The organism is Rothia sp. CCM 9418 (assembly GCF_048512825.1).
Taxonomy (GTDB): Bacteria; Actinomycetota; Actinomycetes; order Actinomycetales; family Micrococcaceae; genus Rothia.
The window spans coordinates 131245-154790 of record NZ_JBLXXX010000001.1 but is presented as its reverse complement, the minus strand read 5'-3'; the positions used below and the strand labels follow the sequence as shown (position 1 = coordinate 154790).

Below are 23546 nucleotides of genomic sequence, written 5' to 3'. Positions count from 1 at the left end.
ACTTTGAAGTAGGAAAAATTGACAGAAAATAACTCTGCTGTTAAAGCAGAACTAGAGTTCATCGAGCCCACACACACCACCGAAAACCTCGTTGAAGAAACTACCGAGAAAAACACCGCAGAAGACGAAGGCATCAAATTTACTGACCTCGGTCTTGACGCACGTGTCTTGGCAGCTCTAGAAAAAGTTGGCTACGAAAAGCCTTCCCCCATCCAAGAACAAACCATTCCTTTGCTCCTTGAAGGACGCGACGTTGTTGGTCTAGCACAGACCGGTACCGGTAAAACTGCGGCTTTCGCTGTTCCAGCGTTGTCCCGCCTTGCAGAACTTTCTGACATCAACGGTGTTTCTAAAGCAACCCAGGTGCTTGTTCTTGCCCCCACCCGTGAACTCGCCCTACAGGTTGCTGAATCCTTCACCTCCTACGCCACCCACATGGACGATTTCACCGTCCTCCCCATCTACGGCGGTTCTCCTTACGGTCCCCAGCTTAACGGTCTACGCCGTGGCGCACAGGTCGTTGTTGGCACACCCGGTCGCGTTATCGACCACTTGAAAAAAGGCTCACTAGATCTCTCTGATCTTCAATACCTCGTATTGGATGAAGCCGATGAAATGCTCCGCATGGGATTCGCTGAAGACGTCGAAGAAATCCTTGCCCAGACTCCTAGCTCCAAGCAAGTTGCACTATTTTCTGCAACCATGCCGAAGACCATTCGCAAAATTGCTGATCAATACCTCAACGATCCTGCCGAAATTCGCGTAAAGTCTAAAACTTCTACCGCTTCTAACATTCGCCAGCGTTTCATTCAGGTCATGCACTCGCACAAGCTTGAAGCAATGACCCGAGTTCTTGAAGTGGGCAACTATGACGGCGTCATCGTGTTCGTTCGTACCAAAAAAGAGACCGAAGAACTCGCCGAAAAACTTAAGGCTCGCGGATACCAAGCTGCTGCTATCAACGGCGACATCCCTCAACAACTCCGTGAACGTACCGTTGATTCTTTGCGTGACGGGCGTGTAGATATTCTTGTGGCAACCGACGTTGCTGCTCGTGGTCTTGACGTAGAACGTATCTCCTTGGTCGTCAACTTCGATATCCCTCACGATACTGAATCATACGTACACCGTATTGGACGTACTGGCCGTGCCGGTCGTGACGGTGAAGCAATCTTGTTCATGACTCCTCGTGAAAAATACATGTTGCGTCAGATTGAAAAGGCAACTCGTCAAAAAGTTGAGCAGATGCACATGCCATCAGTTGATGACGTGAACGAGAATCGTAAGACTCGTTTCGCTCAACAAATTACTGACACCATCGAAACTGAAGACCTCTCACTATTCCGTGAAATCATCACGAAATACGAGAATGAAAACGACGTTGACGCTCTAGAAATTGCAGCTGCTTTAGCCGTTATTGCGCAAGAAGGTCGCCCCTTCTTTGTGGAAGAAATCCCAGAGATGAAGAACCGCCGTCGTGACCGTTTCGACGACGATCGTTCTGAGCGTTCTGACCGCCGTGAACGTCGACCCCGCGGGCCAGAAGCTGGAATGGTTGACTATAAGCTTCAGGTTGGCCATAACAACCGTGTGAACCCCGGTATGATTGTTGGCGCTTTGACCAACGAAGGCGGCATCAAAGGCTCACAGATCGGTTCTATCGACATCCGTAAGAACTTCACTGTTGTAGGGTTGCCCGAAGACCTTCCTCGCGATTTCTTCGACCGTCTCAAAGACACCCAAATTAACGGTGAATACGTTAATATCTCTAAAGACCGCGGACCACGTAGTGGCGGTGGACGCTTTGGCGGAGGAAACCGTGAAGGTGGCGGATACAACCGCCGTGACCGCGGTGGCGACCGCGGCGGTTATGGTGACCGTAACCGTTCAGACCGTGGCGGATACAACCGCCGTGACCGTGATTCTGGTTCTAAGCGCTTTGGCGATGACCGTGGTTTTAGAAAAAACCGTGGTCAAGGTAAAAAATATTAAGAGTAGTGGCGCAGAACACCTCAATATAGTGTGAAAATATTTGCGCCTTTCTTGGTGAGTACGGTAATGTATTCCCTGTTGCCCCGATAGCTCAGTGGTAGAGCGCCATCTTGGTAAGATGGAGGTCCCGGGATCGATTCCCGGTCGGGGCTCTGTATGAGTCTTGACATGAGGCACATACTTGGCGGTGTAGCTCAGCTGGTTAGAGCGCACGACTCATAATCGTGAGGTCGACGGATCGAGCCCGTCCACCGCTACTTCGCCCCGATAGCTCAGTGGTAGAGCGCCATCTTGGTAAGATGGAGGTCCCGGGATCGATTCCCGGTCGGGGCTCAGCAAAAAGCTCATTCAGATAATATCTGGATGAGCTTTTTTAGTAGCTCCTACGGTGTAGCACACAATGCTCTCGCCGTAGGAGCTTTCTTTGCTATCGTTCCATACAACATTTCATTATGATGGGTTATAACCGTGCATACCTCTCACCCCGTACGAAACTTATCAACAATCTTTATCGCTGCACTGATGCTCTTTTCTATGTTCTTCGGTGCAGGAAACCTCATCTTCCCGCCAGCCCTTGGCGCCGAAGCCGGAGAAAACTTTATTCCCGCACTCATTGGTTTTCTTCTGACAGGAGTCGCTCTACCCGTACTAGGTATCCTCGCTATCGCTATCTCTGGACGCGATATACACGACCTCGCCAACCGCGGTGGCGTAATTTTCGGTGTTCTTTTCCCCGTACTGGTATATCTTTCTATCGGTGCATTCTACGCATTACCACGTACTGCAGTCGTCAGCTTTTCCACTGCCGTCGTACCAATCTTTGGTATTGACTCTTTACCTGCTGCAGCACTTTTTAGCGCACTTTTCTTTGGGATAACTTTTGCTCTGTGCTTACACACTGGAACTATCGTTGATGCTCTTGGTAAAGTGCTAACCCCGCTACTTCTACTATTGCTTGCTGTACTCGTAATCTTAGGTATTTCAACCTTTAGTGGCGACGCACCAGCTCCTACCGAAAAATACGGTGAACACCCCTTGAGCATTGGCTTTATTTCTGGGTATCTCACCATGGACTCTCTGGCGGCCTTAGCATTTGGCATTATCGTGGTATCCTCCTTGCAACATAAAGGCATCCCTCAAGGGCGAGCGCTCACCCGTGGTGTGAGTATCGCTGGCATCATTGCTGGTGTTCTTCTCGCAATCGTTTATGCTGGTCTAGCGATTATTGGTGCGCATATTCCTCAAGGGCGTTCTTTTGAAGACGGCGCACAACTTCTCTCGTATGCTGCAGAGCAGACCATGGGAAGCTGGGGTGCTAGCATATTTGGGCTCATCGTCCTTTTGGCATGTTTGACTACTGCTGTTGGTCTTTTAGGCGCAACAAGCGAATTCTTCGCTAAATTAGTACCCGCTATTTCTTACCGTGTATGGCTAGTAATTTTCTCTCTGATTGCTTTTGCCCTATCAACCTTGGGACTGAGCGCAGTACTGATGGTTGCTGCTCCGATTATTGGGGTTCTGTATCCTGCCGCTATCACTTTGATTTTCTTGACTCTTATCGAACCCTTCACCGGTAAGAATCTTTATTGGACGTTCCGTGGTGCGTTGGGCGTAGCAGTAGCTTTTGCCAGCTTATCGGCGTTGAACACGTTAGGGTGGGGTTCTGCAATAATTGCGCCGCTCATTAGCTGGTCTCCTGGTTTCTCTCAAGAGCTAGGTTGGGCTGTGCCGACTCTCATTGCCGCAGTCATTGGCTTTGTTCTTGATGCTCGTTCGCCTCGTGCGCTGAAGAAAGCTACGGCATATAGCGCGTAAAACAGTAACGGTTTCACCATTTTAGCTACGTAAAATATTAAGAGGTGCTTATGATACAGCTAGTATCACAAGCACCTCTTAACGTGTATGGGGGATGGGATAGAAGTTTTACCCTTCAGAGAGGGTTTGTACCGGTTCAACACGAGATGCCTTAAACGCGGGGTATAACCCTGCTAAAACACCAACAAGTAAACCGCTGAGCAACCCGATACCTATAGTTTCTGCACCGATAATAGGTGTCCACTGGTTGATGAGGCACACAACGGCAATGACATTGACGGCTAAAACAATGCCCGCAATTGTTCCAATGACACTGACCATGATGCTTTCGGCGGCTATCTGAAGAAGAATACCGCGAGGGTCTGTACCAATAGCAAGCCGTAACCCGATTTCTTTACGGCGTTCAATGACAGCTACAAGAAAAGTATTCATAATGCCAATAGCACCAATGCTAAGCGTCACTAACGACATCGCGATAAGGAGGTTCTTCTGCTGCGTATCTACCGCATTTCGAAGGGTTTTCGGCTCAGGTGGTAAGACCGCGGTAAATTTTCCTGGGCGGTCTGGAGAAATCGTATATACGGCTTCTTGCCCTACCTGATTTGTTGCACCCGGGTCTGTCGCGAGAATAATCTTCAGTGGTTCTGTACTGATACTGCCAGCATCTTTTAACGTGAGCTTTGAACCTAATGGAACATAGATGGAAGCATAGGTTTCAGATAGTGAAGGATTCTCTGAAACGACGCCAATAATGCTGATAGGAACACCCTTAACGTAAAGATATAAACCTTCTGACCACGTGATGTTGAGCCTTTGTAATAAACCTTCCCCGACAACAGCAACCTGATCGGCTCTTTGGCTATGGCCTTGGTCGAAAAGTCGACCTGCAATAAGGTTTTGTCCTTGTGCAATAAAGACGCTGCTTGTTGCACGATATACAGAGGCGTCAACGGGCGTTGTTCCCTGAAAATAGTTCGCCTGTCCCAACACAGGGGCAGACGTCACGATAGCCCCCGATACTACTTGCTTCATTAACGCAACGTTTTTAACTCCGTGAAGATTTTTGAGGTTCTTATAGGGTGCAGATTGCTCTAACTCAAGAATTTGCTCTTGAGTCATCGGAGTTTTTGAAGTCTCCTCTAACGTGACGCGCTGAGCAAGAAACACATCGAATGCGTCCGAAAGCTGCCCCGAGATAGTTGCTGTAAGCCCCACCGTCAAAACTAATGAAGCAATACCTAAAGCTACTGCAAACATCGTAAAAAGGTTGCGTCTCATGCGATGTATCGACGCGTCAAAAGCTTCTTTGATACTCGCAACAAACCACCGTGGACGGTTCATTTCTATTGCGTGCACCGGTACAACAGAAGAATCTTTGACTCGTTGAGCAGTATTGGCAGAAGGACGATAACGAGTATCCTCGACCAGCCTGCCTGATTCAACGCGTAAACAGCGGTCACATTCTCGCGCAACATCGCTATCGTGTGTGACCACAATGGTCGTTTGCTCTTCGCCTGTGACCTCTCGTAGTAATGCGATAACTTCTTGGGTTCGTTCTGCGTCTAAAGAGCCTGTGGGCTCATCACATAAAAGAACCTTTGGTTCTGTCACCAGTGCTCTAGCAATGGCAACACGTTGTTTTTCGCCGCCAGAGAGGGTATTAATTTTTGCGTAAAGACGGTGCGATAACCCAAGCCGTTCAATAATGGCTTTCACTCGTTCTGCACGTTCTTGCGGTGGTACACCTTGGTATATCAGTGGTAGTTCAACATTTTTAAAGACATTTTTATGGTCAATGAGGTGAAATGCCTGAAAGACAAACGCAATTTTATGCAGTCTAAGGAGCGCTCGCTCTTTGGCGTTAAGGGCTGAGGTATCTTCTTCGTCTAGAACATAGGTTCCTTCATCGGGAGTTGATAGTAACCCGAGGATGTTCAATAGGGTGCTTTTACCAGAGCCAGAAGGCCCAAGGATGGCGATTACCTCACCATAATTGAGGGTGAGATTGAGCTGTTCAAGGACGGTGATGTGCTCTTCGCCTTGAACGAATCCTTTGGAGAGATTCTCAGCGATGACGCTATGTTCTTGAGTCGTCATAGAATCTATGCACCTACCGGTATTTTGACGTGTTCTCCGGGGGCGAGCTCGTGTCCTTGGGCAGTAATTGCGCTTTTACCTTCTGCCGAGAAAATCACCTGAATAGGGATTTCCTCTTCAGAATCCCCTTTGACGAGAGTGATTTTATCGGTTCCATTTCGGTTGAAGATTGCTGAGGTTGGTACAACGAGCTGGTCTTCTGGCGCTTCTTGTAGGACGAGCACTCCTCGAACGGTTCCTTCGTTGGCGGAGAGTTCTTCGGGGATATTGAGAACAAGCTTTTTCTTCTCTTGAGGTGCGTTGATGACTGGTGGCGCACCTTCATTGTGTGGGAGTGCTTGTTCTGGTGCGTTATCGGTATTTTGCTGTTGGGTGGGGGTGGTGAGTCGGGCTGTGTATTCGGTGTTAGAGAATGCGGGGAAAAGAATTTTCTGCCCGTCTTGTGCTTCGGGGGTGAGTTCTCCTGATGGGCCGGTGCACAGGAGTTCTTTGGTGCCAGCAGCAATACGTGCTAGTGGCTCAGTTTGAGCGTCTCCGGTGCTTCGTGGTGCGCTAATGACGGTGGATGGTTCGCTCAGGACAATAAAACCTGAGACAGGGATAGTGTCTTCGTTCTTTAGCGGTGGGTACCCAAAACCTGCGTAGAGGGCGTTGAGAGCACGGTACGTTTCGGCGGTGATAGTGGCACCTTGATTTCCCATCAAGCCGAGCTCTTGAAGGTTGTTGTTGAGTAGTTCGGCATCGGGACCAGAGTCTTCAAGATGTAGGTCTCGGTAGAGGGAGAATCCTCCAATGAGTGCAATTACAGGGAGCCGTTGATATCTGCTAGGTGTGATCCTTGACGGAGTACCTCACCGTGGACGATATCAATATTGGTGTATTGTCCGTTGGGAGCGATATTACGGGGCTGTAGATTTGTTGTGCCACTGTACCCAGGTGTGCAGATGACGTCAGTAACGGTGCGTAGGCGTTCTTTAGTGACTTCTGCTGTAACGGTTGATGGGGGTGGTGCAGCTGCTTCTGCTGCTTTTTGGGCGGTTGTTTTAAAGCTCATAGCAAGAATGAGCGAACCGATGGTGATAGCGCAGAGAATCACTACGAGGAGAATGACCCAAAGCTTGGATGTTTTGGTAGCCGTCATGAGATGTCTTTCTGCTCAGGGGCGCAACGTGTAGGGAAGGGGCACAACACGATATGAGTTGGGGTTTCACTTGTCGTAGTGAAACCCCAACCTGAATATCTATTGTTTATGGTGTTTGCTGAATGATTTTGGGTGCGTTTTCTTCAGCAGTTTTCTTTGCTTGGGCGATATTTTCAATCAAAGCTGGTTTATCGTTGAGCAAAGTCGTGTAATAGGCGTTAGATAGTGTTGCCATTTTTTGATCGTAGCCGGTTTTTTCACGGCATTGTGCATCTTGTACGGCTGATTCAACGGATGAATCATGTTTTCTGGCTTCAATCGTATTAGGGACGTCTTGATGAAAATCTTCTTTCATGCACTGTGACCACTCTTGTTCAATTGTTTTTACCTGAGGGTCTTTCCAGATTGCTTGACTGTACGGCTCTACGATGGCTTGCGGACCTCCCACAAAAATAACACCGGCTTCAGGTGTGCCAAAAACTTCTTGATAGCTTTGGGCAAGACAACCGTCTTTAGCGATAGCACCACCTATGCCTTCTACGCTAACGCTACCGTTCATGGGGTTTCCCATGATAAATTCTTGGGCTTGAGGATCGTCTTGCTGGACGATAGATTTTTCAATGACGGCGTCTCCATTACCGTAACCGTATTGGCGTGCATGTTCGAGAGAAAGCGGCGAAAAAGTTTCTTTTTGAACGCTATAGGTGGAGAGTGGAACCTCTACGATATGTGCCCCATGCTGAGCAACACACTGAATCAACGCCTTTTGCTGTGCCTTATGCATCGTTTCGGTCACAGAGAACAACTGATTAATTTTCTCCATCGCCTGCGGGTCAGGATTTTGCGCCGGTTTAATATTTGCCGGTACAACCTGCGAAGAATGAGACTGCTCTTGGGCTTCACCAGAACAGCCTGCTAAAGCAAGAAGCGGAATAACCACAGTAGAAGATAAAACTCGCATGAAAAAAGTACGCTGCACGGACATGGAATATTCCTTTATATCTTTATTGTCTCAGCCCTGAAATAACACTCAACGGAATTACCTCACAGGTAAAGCACTATAACCTTTATCTATTCTGTGCTCCAGATTACCCCCACTGTTTATCTGCTACAAGCAGACTCTCAATAAAACTTGAGATTTCCAAAACAATATCAATAAGGGAATAACCAGCACCTTCACACCGACAGCACATCACAAAAACAAAGCAAGAATAGGTCATCTTCACCTCAAAGCTATAGACTAAGACCATGCCCAACACCCAAAAAATTAACCCCGAAATCCTCGGAAAAACATACACCAACAACACCCCCTACACCGTTGGAAAAGAACACATCCGAGAATTTGCGCACGCAACACAAGCACAATCACCCCTACACCACGACACCAAAACCGCACAAAAAGCCGGCTATCGTGACATCATTGCACCACCAACCTACGCCATCATCTTGGCACAACAAGCAGATAGCCTACTCATTCAAGACCCAGAATCAGGCATTGACTTCAGCAGAGTCGTCCATGCCGACCAACGATTCACCCACCACCAACCCATCACCGCCGGAGATAACATCATCACCTCCGTGCACGTAGAAAACCTCCGCATGATCGGCACTAGCGCAATGCTCACCACACGTGAAGAACTACACACCACCGATGGCGAACTACTGAGCACCTGCACCACCTCACTACTCATTCGAGGAGAATAACCATGAAACCAACCTTCAACACCCTCGAAAAAGGCGAGAACATCGGCAACACAAGCTTTTCTATCAGCCGAGCCGACCTCATCAAATACGCCGGAGCATCAGGAGACTACAACCCCATCCACTGGAACGAACGGTTCGCACAATCCGTAGGACTACCAGGAGTCATCGCCCACGGAATGTACACCATGGGGCTAGCCATCAACCTCGTCAGCGAATGGGCAACCGACCCCGGCGCCATCATCGACTACCAATGCCGTTTCAGCAAACCCGTCATCGTTCCCGACGCACCAGCACAACAAAACCCCCAAGAACCCACAGCAACCGTGCACGTTTCAGGAAAAATTGCAGAACTCTACCCCGACACACAACAAACACGAGTAGACCTTACTGTCACCACCACAGATGAAAACGGCAAAGAACAAAAAGTTCTCCTCAAAGCACAAGCCATCGTACAACTCTAAAAATAAAGAACTTCACACATTACTGGTCGAAAGGGCATCCGGTTGGTTTCAACCTCTCTGAGCAGAAAAGACATCAGCACCTGGTACCGAGCTATTCTGGCAATATTCTTTGCCAGCGGACTAGCACTATCGGGGCTTCTAGCACGACTACCCGATATTGCTCACGGGCTAGAACTCTCTGCCGGACCCATGGGGCTACTCCTTCTCGCCCAAACACTCGGCTCCTTCCTCGCTGTTACCGCTTCAGGAATACTCGTCTCACGCTTTGGCGCTAGACGTTGCTTAAAATTCTGTTACTCAATTTCCACCTGCGGTTTAGCAGGAGTCGGCATCGCCGTACACTACAGCAATATACCCCTCGCCGTCATCTGCCTCAGCACCATAGGCCTAGGTAGTGCCGTCTCGAACGTCTCAGCTAATGTCCAAGGCGTCGCTGTCGAAAGAGCCTTAGGGCGATTCGTCACCTCCACCATGCACGGCTTCTTCTCTATTGGAACCGTCATTGGGGCACTACTGAGCGCCCTTGACACTCAACTTGGGATACCATTCCTCTGGCACAGCATCTACTTCGCCTGCCTCATCGCCATCATCGTTGCATACTCCATCTCACAATGCCACAGCGAACACTACGGGGCAGAAGATACCCACACCATGCAACAAGTATCCTCCTACAAAGTACGCGACGCATGGCGCGACAAACACACCATCTTCATCGGATTATTCGTCCTCGGAATGGCGCTCGCCGAAGGTTCCGCCAACGACTGGGCAGCACTAGCACTCACTCAAGAATATGGAGCAGACGCTACCACCGGTTCCATTGGCTACGCCGTATTCGTAGGAGCCATGACTTTCGGACGCCTCAGCGGCACATGGTTCCTCAACCGCTACGGTAGAGTGCCCGTCATACGTGCCACTTGCACCTTAGCCCTATGCGGGCTGAGCATCTTCATCTTCGCCCCAAACGTCCTCATCGGATTCCTTGGTCTACTCATCTGGGGTATCGGTGTTTCGCTTGGATTCCCCACCGGCATGTCAGCAGCTTCAGACGATCCTCACAAATCAGCGGTGCGCGTCTCAGTCGTATCAACCATTGGATACGCAGCCTTCCTCGGCGGACCACCACTACTTGGACTACTCGGAGAACACTTCGGTATCCGTCAAGGACTCTCTATCGTCCTCGGCTTCATCCTCCTCTCCATGTTCCTCACCAAACACCTCAGACCACCAGAAAAAACCACACAACACCGCCCCATATACACCGAATCTTTGCCCATAATAACTTCGATACAGGTTCATTCAGAACAGAATGAACAACCGCCACGCACGCTAGACTAGAGAACGTGAATGAAATGTTGTTGAAAGAAATAACCACCGCAGAAGTTGGCGGACCCGCAAAAACCTATATTCGAGCATCCTCCGAAGCAGATATCATTAACGCGCTCAAAGATGTACAGCAACGCTCAGATGCTCTTCTAATTATCGGTGGAGGCTCAAATATCCTCGTCTCAGACGAAGGATTCAACGGAACAGTACTCCATATCGTCTCCGAAGGCATAGAAATCCTTGACGCTGATAGCAACGAAACAGCCGTCACCGTCCGCGTACAAGCTGGACACTCCTGGGACGGATTCGTAGAACACGCAGTGAACGAAGGCTGGTCTGGGGTAGAAGCGCTCTCTGGTATCCCCGGAACCGTTGGCGCAACCCCCGTACAAAACGTCGGCGCCTACGGCTCTGAAGTAGCGCACACCATCACACAGGTACGCGTATGGGATAGAAACACCAACGAAATCATCACTTTCAGCAACGAAGAACTCCACTTCTCCTACCGAGACTCACTCCTGAAACAACACATGTCTAACGGGCTCTCCCGCTATGTTGTGCTCAGCGTTGTCTTCACCCTCGAAAAACGAGCAGAATCTGCCCCCATCCGATACGCAGAACTAGCCCGACAACTCGGAGTCAACGCAGGAGACCGAGCAGAACTACAAGACGTACGAGAAAAAGTGCTGATGCTACGCGCATCAAAAGGAATGGTGCTAAACCCACAAGACCGAGATACCTATTCCACCGGCTCCTTCTTCACCAACCCCATTATCGACAACACCCAGCTCAAAAATCTTCCACAAAACGCGCCACAATACCCCGTCTACGATGCACAAGGAAACCTCATCGACGGCAAAACTAAACTCAGCGCGGCATGGTTGATAGAACACGCCGGATTCTCCAAAGGTTTCGGGCTAGACCGCGAACACAACGATATCTGCGGTGCTAGAGCATCACTGTCAACAAAACACACTCTGGCCATCACCAACCGCGGAAACGCGCAATGCCAAGACATCCTAGCCATTGCTCGTACCGTACGTGAGGGCGTAACCCAAAAATTTGGTGTCCATTTAGTACCAGAACCCGTCATGGTCGGCGTAACGCTAGACTAACTCACCAGCATTTATCGGAAACTCACCAGCTTTTTAGGATATAAATAGTTTTTACACTCCTAACGATGAGCGCTTGATAAAAGTGGGAAGGCCTAAAAACAATGTCTTTAGACCAAGAAATTAATGAGAGCCAAGATAGCAAAATCCACCAAAAACTAGCGAAGCTACGAAACTTTATGAGTAAACACCCGCTACTTTTGGTCATACACCGTTTCATCGTTATTACGCTAGGACTCCTCTGCATTCTCGCCGGAATCGTCATGCTCGTAACACCCGGCCCAGGATGGCTCTTCATCTTCCTCGGCATGGGGTTATGGGGCACCGAATTTACGTGGGCACACCGCCTCAACCTCTGGGCTAAAGCAAAAGTTATTGGTATCTGGCGCCGTTTTAAAGCACGATCTGAAGAACGTCGCCAACGAAAAAACCAAATATAAAACCTACACACCATAAAAATACGCGGTATGTGACGAACTCTCTCAGAACAGTCAAATACCGCGTATTTTTATCAAGAAGCTACACCCGCCACAACAACATGAGCAAGGCGAACAAAAAACCCTCTCATAGCTTTCCCGTCACAATATTGAGCATACGACGTACCGGCTCAGCAGCACCCCACAATAATTGGTCACCTACCGTAAAAGCACTCAAATACTCTGGTCCCATCGACATCTTCCGCAAACGCCCAACCGGAATTTCCAAAGAACCAGAAGCAGCAACCGGAGTCAAATCACGCATAGAATCCTCACGAGTATTCGGAACAACCTTAGCCCACGGATTATCCTCATCAATCAAACGCTCAATCTCAGCCAACGGGATATCCTCCGTAAGTTTGAGCGTCAAAGCCTGAGAATGAGAACGCATCGTCGCAATACGCACACACAAACCATCCATCAAAATCCGCTCATCATCGGAAAGCCCCAGAATCTTCTGCGTCTCAACTTCAGCTTTCCACTCTTCACGAGACTGCCCCTGACCCAAATCGCTATCAATCCACGGAATCAACGAACCTGCCAATGGCACACCAAATTGTTCAGTATCTAGCTGACCAGAACGCTGCTTTGCAAGAACCTGACGGTCAATATCCAAAATGGCTGCGGCAGGGTCGTCAAGATCCGCACTGACCTCAGCAGACACATCACGGAATTGCTTGAGAACCTCACGCATATGGCGGGCACCGCCACCAGAAGCTGCCTGATAAGTCATCGAACTAGCCCACTGAACAAGACCGTTCTTGAATAAACCACCAAGACCCATCAGCAAACAGGAAACAGTGCAGTTACCGCCCACAAAATCTTTAACACCCGATTCAAGGGCACGGTCAATCACATGACGGTTCACCGGATCAAGAACAATCACTGAATCATCGTTCATACGTAAAGTGGACGCTGCATCAATCCAGATACCGTCCCACCCGCGTTCGCGCAACTGGGGATGTACTCGTGAAGTATAGTCGCCACCTTGAGTGGTGAGAATGACACGATGACGCGCTAAATCCTCAATATCATACGCATCATGAAGAACACCGTTGGATTCTGCCCCTTTAAACGAAGGAGCTGGTTGACCTGCCTGAGAGGTGGAATAGAAGACGGGAGTAATACCTGAAAAATCGTCTTCTTCTTCCATACGTTTCATCAGCACAGACCCAACCATGCCACGATATCCAACAAAAGCTACTGAGTCACCGGTCGTAAAATTCATAGGGACAGTCTACCGCGCCTGAAGGAACAGAACCGAACCTACGGTTCACATATTGGTCAGAACACCCCGCATTATGAACGAATAAGACGCTCAATGGCACAACGAACAGGGCTGTTCTTCTCACCGGCGCGCGGGCTAATCCACCCCTGCTCACTGACGAAAGAACGGATCGTCTCAACAGCAGCAAAAGATTGTTCATCAACGATGGGAGCGAACACGTCAGCGTCTTCTACCGCAACATCAAAGGTGGTGCGAAGAATCTGCTCAACAGCACCGGAACGTACTACCGGTAAATCGGTACGGTGAAGTGCCTGCTCAAATAATTGTGCACCGCCGATAAGCCAAATATTCTGCGCTGTATCATCGTCTTCTGAAATAGCCTGACAGGGGGCACCGACGTCAAACTTTTCTGGAGTAGCAGCACCTTCAAGAGCCTGCTCTAAAGAACCTACCCACAACGCACCATCACGCTCAACCGGCGCACTAATAGAACGAGAAATAACAATATTAAAACGGTTCGGCAGCGGACGGAACGCCTCGGGGAAAGACTCCCACGTCTTACGACCCATCACCACAGCTGACCCTGTTGTACGTTGCCGGAAGAAACGCAAATCTTCGGACACATGCCACGGCATAGTGCCCTCACGTCCCATCGCTCGGTTTGCTGCCTGAGCCCAAATAGCGTGAAGAACAAAACTACTCATAACGGGTATTCCTTAGCCAGAATAACCTGACGCCTAAACGGCGATAGGCGCTTTAATGGTTGGATGCGGGTCATAACCTACAAGCTCAAAATCTTCGTACTCGTAGGTTTCTAACGTAGCATCACGAATCTCTAAAGTGGGGTAGGGGCGAGCCTCTCGCGAAAGTTGCTCTCTCACCTGTTCAAAGTGGTTGGAATAAATATGGCAATCTCCACCACTCCAAATAAACTCACCAGGAACCATTCCCACTTCTTTAGCAATAATATGTGTCAAAAGTGCATAGGAGGCAATATTGAACGGTACACCAAGGAACATATCAGCAGAACGCTGATACAACTGGCAGCTTAATTCATCAACACCATCTGGATGGTGAGTAACATAAAACTGAAAGAGAGCGTGACAAGGAGGCAACGCCATCTGGTCTACTTCTGCAGGGTTCCACGCCGAAACAATATGACGGCGAGAATCCGGAAAATTCTTTAATGACTCAATAACTTGCGCAATCTGATCTACACTATGCCCGTCAGGAGTTGGCCAGCTACGCCATTGCACACCATATACGGGGCCTAAATCACCGTTTTCATCTGCCCATTCATCCCAGATGGTGACACCGCGCTCTTGTAACCAACGGACGTTAGAGTCTCCGCGCAAAAACCATAGAAGCTCTAAAACGACTGACTTAAAATGAACACGTTTTGTGGTGATGAGGGGAAAAGACTCCCTCAAATCAAAACGCATCTGCCGACCAAAAACTGAGCGGGTGCCTGTACCGGTACGGTCTGCTTTATCTTGTCCCTGCTCCATAATCTCGGCTAATAAATCTTCATAAGGGGTGGGAACAGGCTGTGCAGATGACATATCTTCACAGGATGTAGGAATGGATGAGTTAGACGCTGGAGCAGAAGAGAACATAGGAAAATCTGGTAGACAACAATAAAATTAGATACCAGTTATCTTATCCTACGTAAAATAAGAATAACCTCTCTCCTAGAAAAAGAGAGAGGTTAACAACACACCTAATATGGTGAGCTGATTAGTCGTCAAAAGAACGAATACGCTCCCACGAGACAATACGCGTAGGACGTAACTTACTGATATGAAGCACCAACAACTCACCCAACTCTAAACGTGGGTCACGAGAAGGAAAATTTTTGGCTACAGACTGAGGAACACTCTTTGCAAAAACCTCAACAACCGTCGGCAAAACAGGACGATGAGTACACAAAGCCACCGGATATTCCTTATCGAAAAGTGATTCCACAAAACGTACAACACGTTTAGGATGACGATGATGAGAATCTTCTGTCAAAGTAGATTTCTCTTTGATAGTGATACCCGTATTTTTAGTGTATGCAGCCACTGTTTGCATACAGCGTTTCCACGGTGAAGAATAAATTTTTTGAGGAGCCCAAGCCTGTAAAAGTCGGCATACCGATAATGCTTGACGTTTTCCCGTTGCCGCTAACGGGCGTTCCCCCTCGGCAGCTGTCCACGTTGAACGTGGTTTAGCTTTTGCATGACGAATCACCACAAGAGAACGAGTTGCAAGATCTTTTTGCTCCCAAAGACGAACTAACGCTTCAAGAGGTTCTTGATCTGTTTCGTTGGTTAGCATGGTAAACGCCTGTTCTGGCGTGACCCAGCGCAATTCATCTACCTCACCCATATCGGCGTGAGGTTTTGTGGTAGCAGATACTTCCGCAGCCCAATAGTAAACATGTTTTGTTTTACGTTTAACAGGGTATTCGGTGCGGGCCAGAGGCACCCCAAGAGTAACGTCTAACCCCACCTCTTCACGGACTTCACGGATAGCAGTTTCAGCAATTGTTTCGCCACTATCTTGTTTGCCTTTAGGCCACGACCAATCATCATAGCGAGGGCGGTGGATGATGAGAGTCTCTAAACGCTCATGCTTATAACGCCAGACGATACATCCTGCTGCCGTAACAGGTACTTCGTTATCGCTAACACGTGTCACCGAATAATCGTCATCACAACGATGAGCAGAATACACCGACTCTTTTGCCATAGCGGAGGGGCCTTACCTGTGTGTGAACAAAGAATGTCTTGTGGAAGAAAACCTTCCACAAGACATTCTAAAGAACCAAAGCGCACAAATGATAATCCGCTTACGACTCAAACTCTAAAAAGTTATTATTTTCCTTGTCGACGCTCTCGAGATTCCAAATAATAGGATTGAACATCTGTTAGCGGATTGCCATCCTGATCCAGATAATGACGTTTCCACGTACCTTGACTATCAAGGTGCCAGCTTGAGGTGCTATCTGAAACATAGAGGTCAAACATATCCAACAGATATTGTTGGTGGGCCTCATTCTTGATAGGGACTAACGCTTCTACACGACGGTCAAGGTTGCGGTGCATCATATCTGCAGAACCGATAAAAATTTTCGGTTCTGAACCATTAGCAAAGGTAAACACACGAGAATGTTCTAAGAAACGCCCCAAAATGGAACGCACCTGAATGTTCTCTGATAAGCCCAGAACTCCAGGACGTAAAGAACAAATGCCACGGACAACAACATTGACCTTAACACCGGCTTGAGAGGCGCGATAGAGAGAGTCAATAATTGCTTCATCCACCATGGAATTACATTTAATCTGAATCTTTGCTTCTCGACCAGCAAGCTGATGTTCAATCTCACGGTTAATATGCTCAATCAGCCCAGAACGAATAGAATGTGGCGCCACAAGCAACGACGTATAACTTGTTTTGGGAGCATATCCTGAGAGCTGATTGAACAGACGTGAGACATCTTCTGTAATTTGTTCATCACAGGTGAGCAGACCCAAATCCTCATAGAACCGTGCAGTAGAGGGATGATAATTACCCGTACCGATATGGCAGTAACGACGGAGCTTGTCGCCTTCCTTACGAACAACCAGCGAAAGTTTACAGTGCGTTTTAAGCCCCACAATGCCATAAACCACATGGACACCAGCACGTTCTAGCTTACGCGCCCATTTAATATTGGCTTCTTCATCAAAACGTGCCTTGATTTCGACAAGAGCAAGTACCTGTTTACCGGCTTCAGCAGCTTCAATCAGCGCATCCACAATCGGAGAATCTCCAGAAGTGCGGTACAACGTCTGCTTAATGGCCATAACATTCGGGTCTGCAGCTGCCTGTTCCAAAAATGCTTGAACACTCGTTGCAAAAGAATCATAAGGATGGTGGAGCAGCACATCATGTGAACGTGTTGCCGCAAAAACTTTTGCAGCTTTTGATGTTTCGTTCTCATTGAGCCATCGTGAAGTGTGAGCAACATGCTTAGGATAATGCAAGGCTGGACGATTAGCTTTAACAATGGGGCTCATACCACGCAAATCTAAAGGCGCTGGTAGCTTATACACTTCAGATTCTTCGATGCGTAGCTCAGAGATGAGCAAAGATAGCGTATAGGGGGTGATAGTGTCTTCAACCTCTAGACGTACCGGAGGGCCGAAACGACGGCGGAGCAACTCTTTTTCGAGAGCTTTGAGCAGGTTTTCTGCATCATCTTCTTCAACCTCTAAATCTTCGTTACGGGTTACACGGAACGCATGCTGTTCAACAATTTCCATGCCGGGGAAGAGATAATGCAAGTTATGAGAGATAACTTCTTCAAGGGAGATAAAACGTGCTTCACGTGAAGGAGAGTTCAGCGCACGAGACCCATCTAAAGAAATCATACGATCAATTTGATCGGGAACTTTCAGACGCGCAAAGAGGGATTTGCCGCTTTGCGGACTACGTATGACAACCGCAAGATTCAACGATAGCCCCGAAATATAGGGGAAGGGGTGTGCTGGGTCTACAGCCAACGGAGTAAGAATAGGAAATACCTCAGATAAGAAGTATTGGGTGAGGCGTTTTTGCTCTTCTTTGGTGATGTCTGACCAGCGAACAAGATAAATATTCTCTTGTGCCAGCGCAGGGAGAATTTCTTGATGGAAACAACGGTGCTGACGTTCCATCAGCTGATGGGCAGAGTCTGCAATCTGTTCCATTTGCGCATCTGCCGATAGGCCAGCGGGGGTGGGAACAGCAATACCTGTTGCAATACGTCGACGTAAGCCTGCTACGCGCACCATAAAGAATTCATCGAGGTTTGACCCAACGATGGATAAGAAGTTGAGACGCTCAAGCAAATATAAATCGGGGTCTTCTGCTAACTCTAAAACACGAGTATTAAAATCTAGCCAGCTTGTTTCTCGATCTAAGAAACGTTCTGGGCCGAAGTCTCCTTGAATATCTGGAAGCACAAGTTTCTCTACCGCCTCAATGCGGTCTCCTTGAGTTTTTGCACGTTCGATTTTGCTAATATCTGTGACGATATGCTGAGAATTCTCCTCAGCAGCTATCGGACGCTGACGCTGAACTTTTTCGGCCATGATGTTCCTTTCAACGGTAGAACAACGGGTATATGTAAGTTTTATAAAAATGAGCTCAGGTGTTTAGTGTGCTGTTATGGCATACATAATGTCGGTAGAAAGAGACTCAAAACCTATCTGACGGTAAAGATTCCACGCGGCATGGTTTTCTTCATCGACATATAAAATAATTCGGTTCAAAGACGAGCCGTCTTTGAGTCGTGCTTGTGCCAGATAGTTCATCCCCTCAAATAAGAGGGCCTTACCAAGATTTTTTCCTTGATGTTCAGGGGATATCGCAAGAACATAGACTTCGCCTTCTCGAAGCTTTTGATGTTCTTGTCCTGCCGGTATTTTGGTCCAATGAAAACCTGCAAGTTGTGGTGTCTGTTTTTGGCCATCTTCTAGGGGCTGTATGGTTTCAAGAAGTAAGAAACCCTCAGCGTTAAACCAATCGGCGTGGAGCCTTTGAGCTAAGTCTTCTGCGGTAAGTGATCCTTGCTCTGGGTGTTGTGCGAAGGCCTGAGCGTTAAGCTCTAGCCACTGCTGGTTATCAGTACCTGGAATAAACGGACGCACCGTGTACTCTGCTGAAATAGGGTTGTGTCGAACTAATTCTGATAGTTGCTGACGAGAGCTTGGTGTGAGCTCAAATTCAAGCTGGTGTAGACGTCGTACCGGCTCGAGGCCATGACGTTGCGCTAAATGCGTAGAACGTTCAATGAGCTGTTGGCCCTGTTCTGCACGAACCTGATGCGCCCACGCTACGCGAGTATAGTGCGGGTAATCTGTGTCGATACGCTCAAAGAGCTTTTGTGTGAGCACCGAACCAAGACCTTGCCCTCGATATTGTGGGTGCACACCCCCCTCTATAAGAAGTTGTGTACCTTCAACGTTTAATGCAAGAAACACCCCTATGAGGGTCGTGCCCTCATACATGCTGACCCCCACCATGGGCGATGGTTCTTGCCCTGAGCTATGGCAGATTCTATCGACCAGAAGAAGAGACTGCTCTGAGAACGGGCACGTCCCTTCTAAGCTGAGTAAAGATTGGGCAAAATCGTGTATTGACCGTGAGAGAGCAACAGTGCAGGTGTTAAACTCTTGCACTTCGCGATAAGACATGACAACGTCACCGGATTCTTTACGTATAGATATAGAGGACAAATAACTATCCTCTTAACTCTACCGTGAGTGATGGTTTATGAAGCGAACAAGACGCCACAATGAGATGAGAAGATCCCCTAAAATCTCGTTAAACAACCAGTGAACAGGGCATAACCTACGATTCTCAACGGTTTAGGAACGTGGAGCGTTAAAACTATATCCAACATTGCGCACAGTCGAAATGAGGTGCTCATGCTCAATCCCTAATTTTGAGCGTAAACGACGGATATGCACATCTACTGTACGAGTGCCACCAAAATAATCGTATCCCCACACTTCTGATAGCAACTGACTACGAGTAAAAACTCTTCCCGTATGTTGTGCCAAGAACTTGAGCAGCTCAAACTCTTTATAGGTAAGGTTCAAAGGAGTCCCGTGCAAACGGGCAGTATACGATGCCTCATCGATAGTGACAGAACCGCTTCGTATTACGGTTGAGTCTTCGACTTCTTGCTCTATATGAGCGGTGACAAGACGCAAACGTGCTTCTAACTCTGCAGGCCCTGCAGAATCAAGAATGATATCATCGACCATCCACGTGTTAGACACTGCCGCCATACCGCCTTCGGTCAGCACCATGACAACAGGAACGCTTAAACCGGCAGCCTTGAGAAGTTGAGCCGTATTGCGAGCTGTTACAAGCGCCTCTCTGGCATCAATAAACACCACATCAGTATTTTCGGTATCAATCTGCGCTACAGAGAGATTTAACGGTGCCTGTTCACATCGATGACTCAACAAATCTAAAGCTGGTAACACCTGAACAGGAGAAGGAGAGAGATCCGAAAGTAAAAGAATATGAAGCATCTTTCGTTATCTCTCCTTGATACATCGGACGGTGTTAAGTTCGTACTCTACAAAAACAATATGTAGACCATCATATAAAACTTATATTGAACTGAACACGACGTGAACCGAATATGGATACGCCTCTTAAGAAAAACACTAGGTAGAGTAGTTCCTAAGAAGACATTGCAGAAAGTTCTTGAGAAGATATCGACGCTCAGCGAGAAAATAGGCATATATGGCTAAAACACCCCACCGGGCAAACAATTACATCTACCGAAACTTCATCCCACAACTTAGAAAACACCGTGATCAGGTGATGTATTCAGGGCGCATCGGCGCTATCGGAAGAACAACATCTTCACGGTATCGTCTTGTAGCTCTCTGCGCATTTTTCTCTCTTCTATGCTTTATCGTCACTTCTTTTTTTAGCCCCACCTTGACTGCTGGATTCGGTTTTTTGGTGGTGGCTCTTATTGCGGGAGGATGGCCTGCGGCAACCGGCGTGGCTGAACTACGTCGAGTCAGAAGAATCTACTCTCACTCCGTAATTATTCTGCTCAGCGGGTTGTGTGCGGTCGCTATGACTCTCACTATCCACACTCAACAACAGCGACTCTACCTCCTACCTGCTATTGCAGCGTTAGGCGTCGTTGCAAGCTTCCTGATTGAGCTTTCTCGAGGAGAAGGCGCTCGCGGTAGATTAGAGTCGGTGATAGCGTGCTCTACCGGCGTTTTAGCTTCTGTTTCCGTTGCTGGATGGGTAGGGCTGGCTAATGTGTATCAGAGCACTCATTCTCCGTTTCCGATGATGGTGGCGGGGACTGTCGTCTGCGTATTAACAGCGTTAGTTGGTGCACGTCTTGTCTCTGCTGGGCCTCAAGAAGGGCCTCGACGAGGGGCCGTAACATTGGGTGTTACGCCGGTAGCCTTTGTGGGAGTCATCAGCTATGTTATCGCGATTATGCTCACATCTATGATAGGGTGAAGCCCATGAACGTTGCACTAGAAATTTTCTTTCTTTGCCTACTAGCTTTCTCGGGGGCATGCATCTTCGGAAGCATGTTTGCTGTTGTTCGAGGGCTTTTTAAAGGGCAAAAATAATATTTTCCAATCGTCGACTCTGTGAGAGGTGTTGACGCTCACTGTAGAGCGTTAACACCTCTTTTTTATTGAGTTCTTCTGCGCACCAGAAAATATAAGTTTTTTGTTGGTGTAGCTGTAGTATCGCGCAAAATTATGATGGCTTATAGACTAGAACCATGCCTATTGAAATTCCCAGTAACTTAACCCCCGAACTTGTTCCACTCTCATGGCTTCTTGGCACGTGGGAAGGTACCGGAACCCTATGGTACGACGAAGAAAACGGAACACCATTTGGTCAAATCATGACATTTACACAAGATGGTTTACCATTTGTCGAATACCGTGCAGAGTCCTTCCTCCTTGACGATGACGGAAACAAACTGCGCCCGCTCACAGTAGAGACTGGTTTCTGGCAGGTTGACAGAACCCAATGCGATGCAGATGTTGGGCCAGGACTCAAACCTGCTGACATCGTACCTGCGTACCCTGACGCCGAATCAGTTGAAAAACTACGTAATGGTGATGACGGGTTCAACATTCTTGCTGCTATTACTCACCCCGGCGGTATTAGTGAAAACTATGTAGGGCTCATTAAAGGCCCTGTTATTCGTATGCAAACCGGAAACCTCATGCGCGATGAAATCTCTAAAGAATACGCTGGTTCAGTGCGTCTTTGGGGTTTGGTCAATGGGAACCTCATGTGGGATTGGGAAATTGCTGATCAAGAGGGAAAACTCCATAAACATGCTTCAGCAGAACTACGCAAAACAGGTTCCATGAGCGGTCTGGACCTTGGCGGACATGTCTTTAACACCGAAGCTGAAACTTCCGAAGACTCTTCGAAAGATACCGAGAACTAGAAGATGTCAGAGTACCTTAGCCCTCTTCATCAGGCATACGGCGTATTTGCTGGTTCTGGCGTAGACGCACCTGTAGCGGCACATTATGGTGACCCCATCAGAGAGCAACGACGTATCAGCTTAGGTGCTGAACGCCATGTCATTGCTGATTATTCTCACCTCGGGGTAGTTACCGTTGGTGGGTCGGATCGGCATCGTTGGCTTAGTTCTCTCTCTTCACAAGAACTTTCGGGGCTGTCTGCTCACCATAGTACTGAGTTGCTATTACTTAGCCCACAAGGGCGTATTGAGTATGCCCCGTATGTTCTTGAAGACGGGGAGAAACTCTGGCTAATATGCGAACCAAAACAGAATCAGCCATTGAGCGAGTACCTCAACTCCATGAAATTTATGCTCGATGTGACGGTTTCTGATGTCAGCGAAGACTATGCGGTGCTGTGTTCTTGGGATGACCCTCGTACGAATACTCAGGCGCCGGAAGCCCTCTCGAAAGCTCCGTGTTGGGAAGACCCCTGGCATAGCGTTTGTGTTGGGGGAGTCAGCTACACCGAAATAGACGCACAAGAACATCCTGCCTGTGACTACCAACGTTTCATGTCTATTATCCCTCGCGAAGAACTCCTAGATATTGCTAGTGCTTGCGAGCTTGTAGGCATGTGGGCTGCTGAAGCGTTGCGTATTGAAGCGTGGAGACCTCGATATGCAACGGAAGTCGATCATAAGAGCATTCCCCATGAGCTAGATTATCTGCGAAGTGCAGTGCATCTTTCTAAAGGCTGCTACAAAGGGCAAGAAACTGTTGCTCGGGTGCATAATTTGGGGCATCCTCCTCGTCGTCTAGTGTTTCTTGACTTAGATGGTTCTGAACATACTTTGCCAACTGTTGGCGCTGGCGTGTATTTCAATACTCGGAAAGTAGGGGTTATCACTTCTGTCGCTCAGCACTGGGAAGCGGGGCCTATTGCGCTAGCTGTTATTAAACGCTCTGTGGATCCTCAAGCTCCGTTGCGTGTTGTTGATGAGTTGGAGGGTACTGGAGAAGTTCATTATGCAGCGGCTCAGACCGTTATCGTCTCTGCTGATGCAGGGCAAGCTGTTGGGCGTCAAGAACGTCGCCAATTCTTACGTCGTGAGGAATAATCTTTGGTGATACGACTGAGGGCTTTGGGTGTACTACTTGTGGTAGTACACCCAAAGCCCTCAGCTTTTATGAGGTGGCT

Annotated in this window: 21 protein-coding genes and 3 tRNA genes; 13 read left to right on the top strand and 11 right to left on the bottom strand. The window is 48.2% G+C overall.

What is annotated here, in order from left to right:
* The first annotated feature begins 60 nt into the window (after positions 1-60).
* The 5 genes from ACN083_RS00725 (at position 61) to brnQ (ending at position 3807) form a co-directional block, all read left to right on the top strand.
* The gene (locus ACN083_RS00725; RefSeq protein ID WP_419101289.1) at positions 61-1992 is read left to right on the top strand and encodes a DEAD/DEAH box helicase; all 1932 of its coding nucleotides are present in this window, start codon (positions 61-63) and stop codon (positions 1990-1992) included.
* A gap of 80 nt (positions 1993-2072) precedes the next feature.
* Positions 2073-2144, top strand: a tRNA-Thr gene (locus ACN083_RS00720).
* Between the two features lie 31 nt (positions 2145-2175).
* Positions 2176-2249 (top strand) — tRNA-Met (locus ACN083_RS00715).
* A gap of 4 nt (positions 2250-2253) precedes the next feature.
* A tRNA-Thr gene (locus tag ACN083_RS00710) sits at positions 2254-2325 on the top strand.
* A 135-nt stretch (positions 2326-2460) separates the two neighbouring features.
* Positions 2461-3807 (top strand): branched-chain amino acid transport system II carrier protein, encoded by a 1347-nt coding sequence (gene brnQ, locus ACN083_RS00705; RefSeq protein WP_419100920.1) that lies wholly within the window; start codon positions 2461-2463, stop codon positions 3805-3807.
* Positions 3808-3915: 108 nt separating this feature from the next.
* Here brnQ and ACN083_RS00700 read toward each other — a convergent pair whose 3' ends face one another.
* The 4 genes from ACN083_RS00700 to ACN083_RS00685 form a co-directional block, all read right to left on the bottom strand.
* The gene (locus ACN083_RS00700) at positions 3916-5904 is read right to left on the bottom strand and encodes an ATP-binding cassette domain-containing protein (protein WP_419100919.1); all 1989 of its coding nucleotides are present in this window, start codon (positions 5902-5904) and stop codon (positions 3916-3918) included.
* Positions 5905-5909: 5 nt separating this feature from the next.
* Positions 5910-6605, bottom strand: a complete 696-nt coding sequence (locus ACN083_RS00695; protein WP_419100918.1) for a hypothetical protein — start codon at positions 6603-6605, stop codon at positions 5910-5912.
* A gap of 101 nt (positions 6606-6706) precedes the next feature.
* On the bottom strand, positions 6707-7045 hold the full coding sequence (locus tag ACN083_RS00690) for a hypothetical protein (protein WP_419100917.1): 339 nt from the start codon (positions 7043-7045) through the stop codon (positions 6707-6709).
* A 106-nt stretch (positions 7046-7151) separates the two neighbouring features.
* Positions 7152-8030: a hypothetical protein gene (locus ACN083_RS00685; protein ID WP_419100916.1), complete on the bottom strand. Its 879-nt coding sequence runs from the start codon at positions 8028-8030 to the stop codon at positions 7152-7154.
* Positions 8031-8293: 263 nt separating this feature from the next.
* Here ACN083_RS00685 and ACN083_RS00680 point away from each other — a divergent pair, with 263 nt between their 5' ends.
* The 5 genes from ACN083_RS00680 (at position 8294) to ACN083_RS00660 (ending at position 12085) form a co-directional block, all read left to right on the top strand.
* Entirely contained in the window at positions 8294-8749 is a 456-nt protein-coding gene (locus tag ACN083_RS00680; RefSeq protein WP_419100915.1) for an FAS1-like dehydratase domain-containing protein, read from the top strand.
* A gap of 2 nt (positions 8750-8751) precedes the next feature.
* Entirely contained in the window at positions 8752-9210 is a 459-nt protein-coding gene (locus ACN083_RS00675) for a MaoC family dehydratase (RefSeq protein WP_419100914.1), read from the top strand.
* A 42-nt stretch (positions 9211-9252) separates the two neighbouring features.
* On the top strand, positions 9253-10545 hold the full coding sequence (locus tag ACN083_RS00670; protein ID WP_419100913.1) for an MFS transporter: 1293 nt from the start codon (positions 9253-9255) through the stop codon (positions 10543-10545).
* A gap of 5 nt (positions 10546-10550) precedes the next feature.
* A complete protein-coding gene (locus ACN083_RS00665; protein WP_419100912.1) occupies positions 10551-11648 on the top strand; it encodes a UDP-N-acetylmuramate dehydrogenase in 1098 nt (365 codons plus the stop codon).
* Positions 11649-11749: 101 nt separating this feature from the next.
* The gene (locus tag ACN083_RS00660) at positions 11750-12085 is read left to right on the top strand and encodes a TIGR02611 family protein (RefSeq protein ID WP_419100911.1); all 336 of its coding nucleotides are present in this window, start codon (positions 11750-11752) and stop codon (positions 12083-12085) included.
* A gap of 124 nt (positions 12086-12209) precedes the next feature.
* On the opposite strand, the gene asd is transcribed toward ACN083_RS00660, so the two are convergent.
* The 7 genes from asd to ACN083_RS00625 all read right to left on the bottom strand — a co-directional run bounded on the left by asd (position 12210) and on the right by ACN083_RS00625 (position 20401).
* Entirely contained in the window at positions 12210-13349 is a 1140-nt protein-coding gene (gene asd / locus ACN083_RS00655) for an aspartate-semialdehyde dehydrogenase (protein ID WP_419100910.1), read from the bottom strand.
* A 71-nt stretch (positions 13350-13420) separates the two neighbouring features.
* A complete protein-coding gene (locus tag ACN083_RS00650) occupies positions 13421-14053 on the bottom strand; it encodes a dihydrofolate reductase (protein WP_419100909.1) in 633 nt (210 codons plus the stop codon).
* 33 nt (positions 14054-14086) lie between these two features.
* On the bottom strand, positions 14087-14911 hold the full coding sequence (locus ACN083_RS00645) for a thymidylate synthase (protein ID WP_419100908.1): 825 nt from the start codon (positions 14909-14911) through the stop codon (positions 14087-14089).
* A 175-nt stretch (positions 14912-15086) separates the two neighbouring features.
* On the bottom strand, positions 15087-16082 hold the full coding sequence (locus tag ACN083_RS00640; protein ID WP_419100907.1) for an NUDIX hydrolase: 996 nt from the start codon (positions 16080-16082) through the stop codon (positions 15087-15089).
* Between the two features lie 125 nt (positions 16083-16207).
* Positions 16208-18448, bottom strand: a complete 2241-nt coding sequence (locus tag ACN083_RS00635; RefSeq protein WP_419100906.1) for an RNA degradosome polyphosphate kinase — start codon at positions 18446-18448, stop codon at positions 16208-16210.
* Between the two features lie 63 nt (positions 18449-18511).
* Positions 18512-19594, bottom strand: a complete 1083-nt coding sequence (gene mshD, locus ACN083_RS00630; protein ID WP_419100905.1) for a mycothiol synthase — start codon at positions 19592-19594, stop codon at positions 18512-18514.
* Between the two features lie 132 nt (positions 19595-19726).
* Positions 19727-20401, bottom strand: coding sequence for a winged helix-turn-helix transcriptional regulator (locus tag ACN083_RS00625; protein ID WP_419100904.1), 675 nt, complete (start codon positions 20399-20401; stop codon positions 19727-19729).
* 217 nt (positions 20402-20618) lie between these two features.
* Between ACN083_RS00625 and ACN083_RS00620 the strand changes: the two genes are divergently transcribed.
* The 3 genes from ACN083_RS00620 (at position 20619) to ACN083_RS00610 (ending at position 23466) form a co-directional block, all read left to right on the top strand.
* Positions 20619-21368 (top strand): hypothetical protein, encoded by a 750-nt coding sequence (locus ACN083_RS00620; protein ID WP_419100903.1) that lies wholly within the window; start codon positions 20619-20621, stop codon positions 21366-21368.
* A 274-nt stretch (positions 21369-21642) separates the two neighbouring features.
* Positions 21643-22326 carry an FABP family protein gene (locus ACN083_RS00615; RefSeq protein ID WP_419100902.1) on the top strand — a complete coding sequence of 228 codons (684 nt, stop codon included), beginning with the start codon at positions 21643-21645 and terminating at the stop codon, positions 22324-22326.
* 3 nt (positions 22327-22329) lie between these two features.
* A complete protein-coding gene (locus ACN083_RS00610; RefSeq protein WP_419100901.1) occupies positions 22330-23466 on the top strand; it encodes a YgfZ/GcvT domain-containing protein in 1137 nt (378 codons plus the stop codon).
* Positions 23467-23546 lie beyond the last annotated feature (80 nt).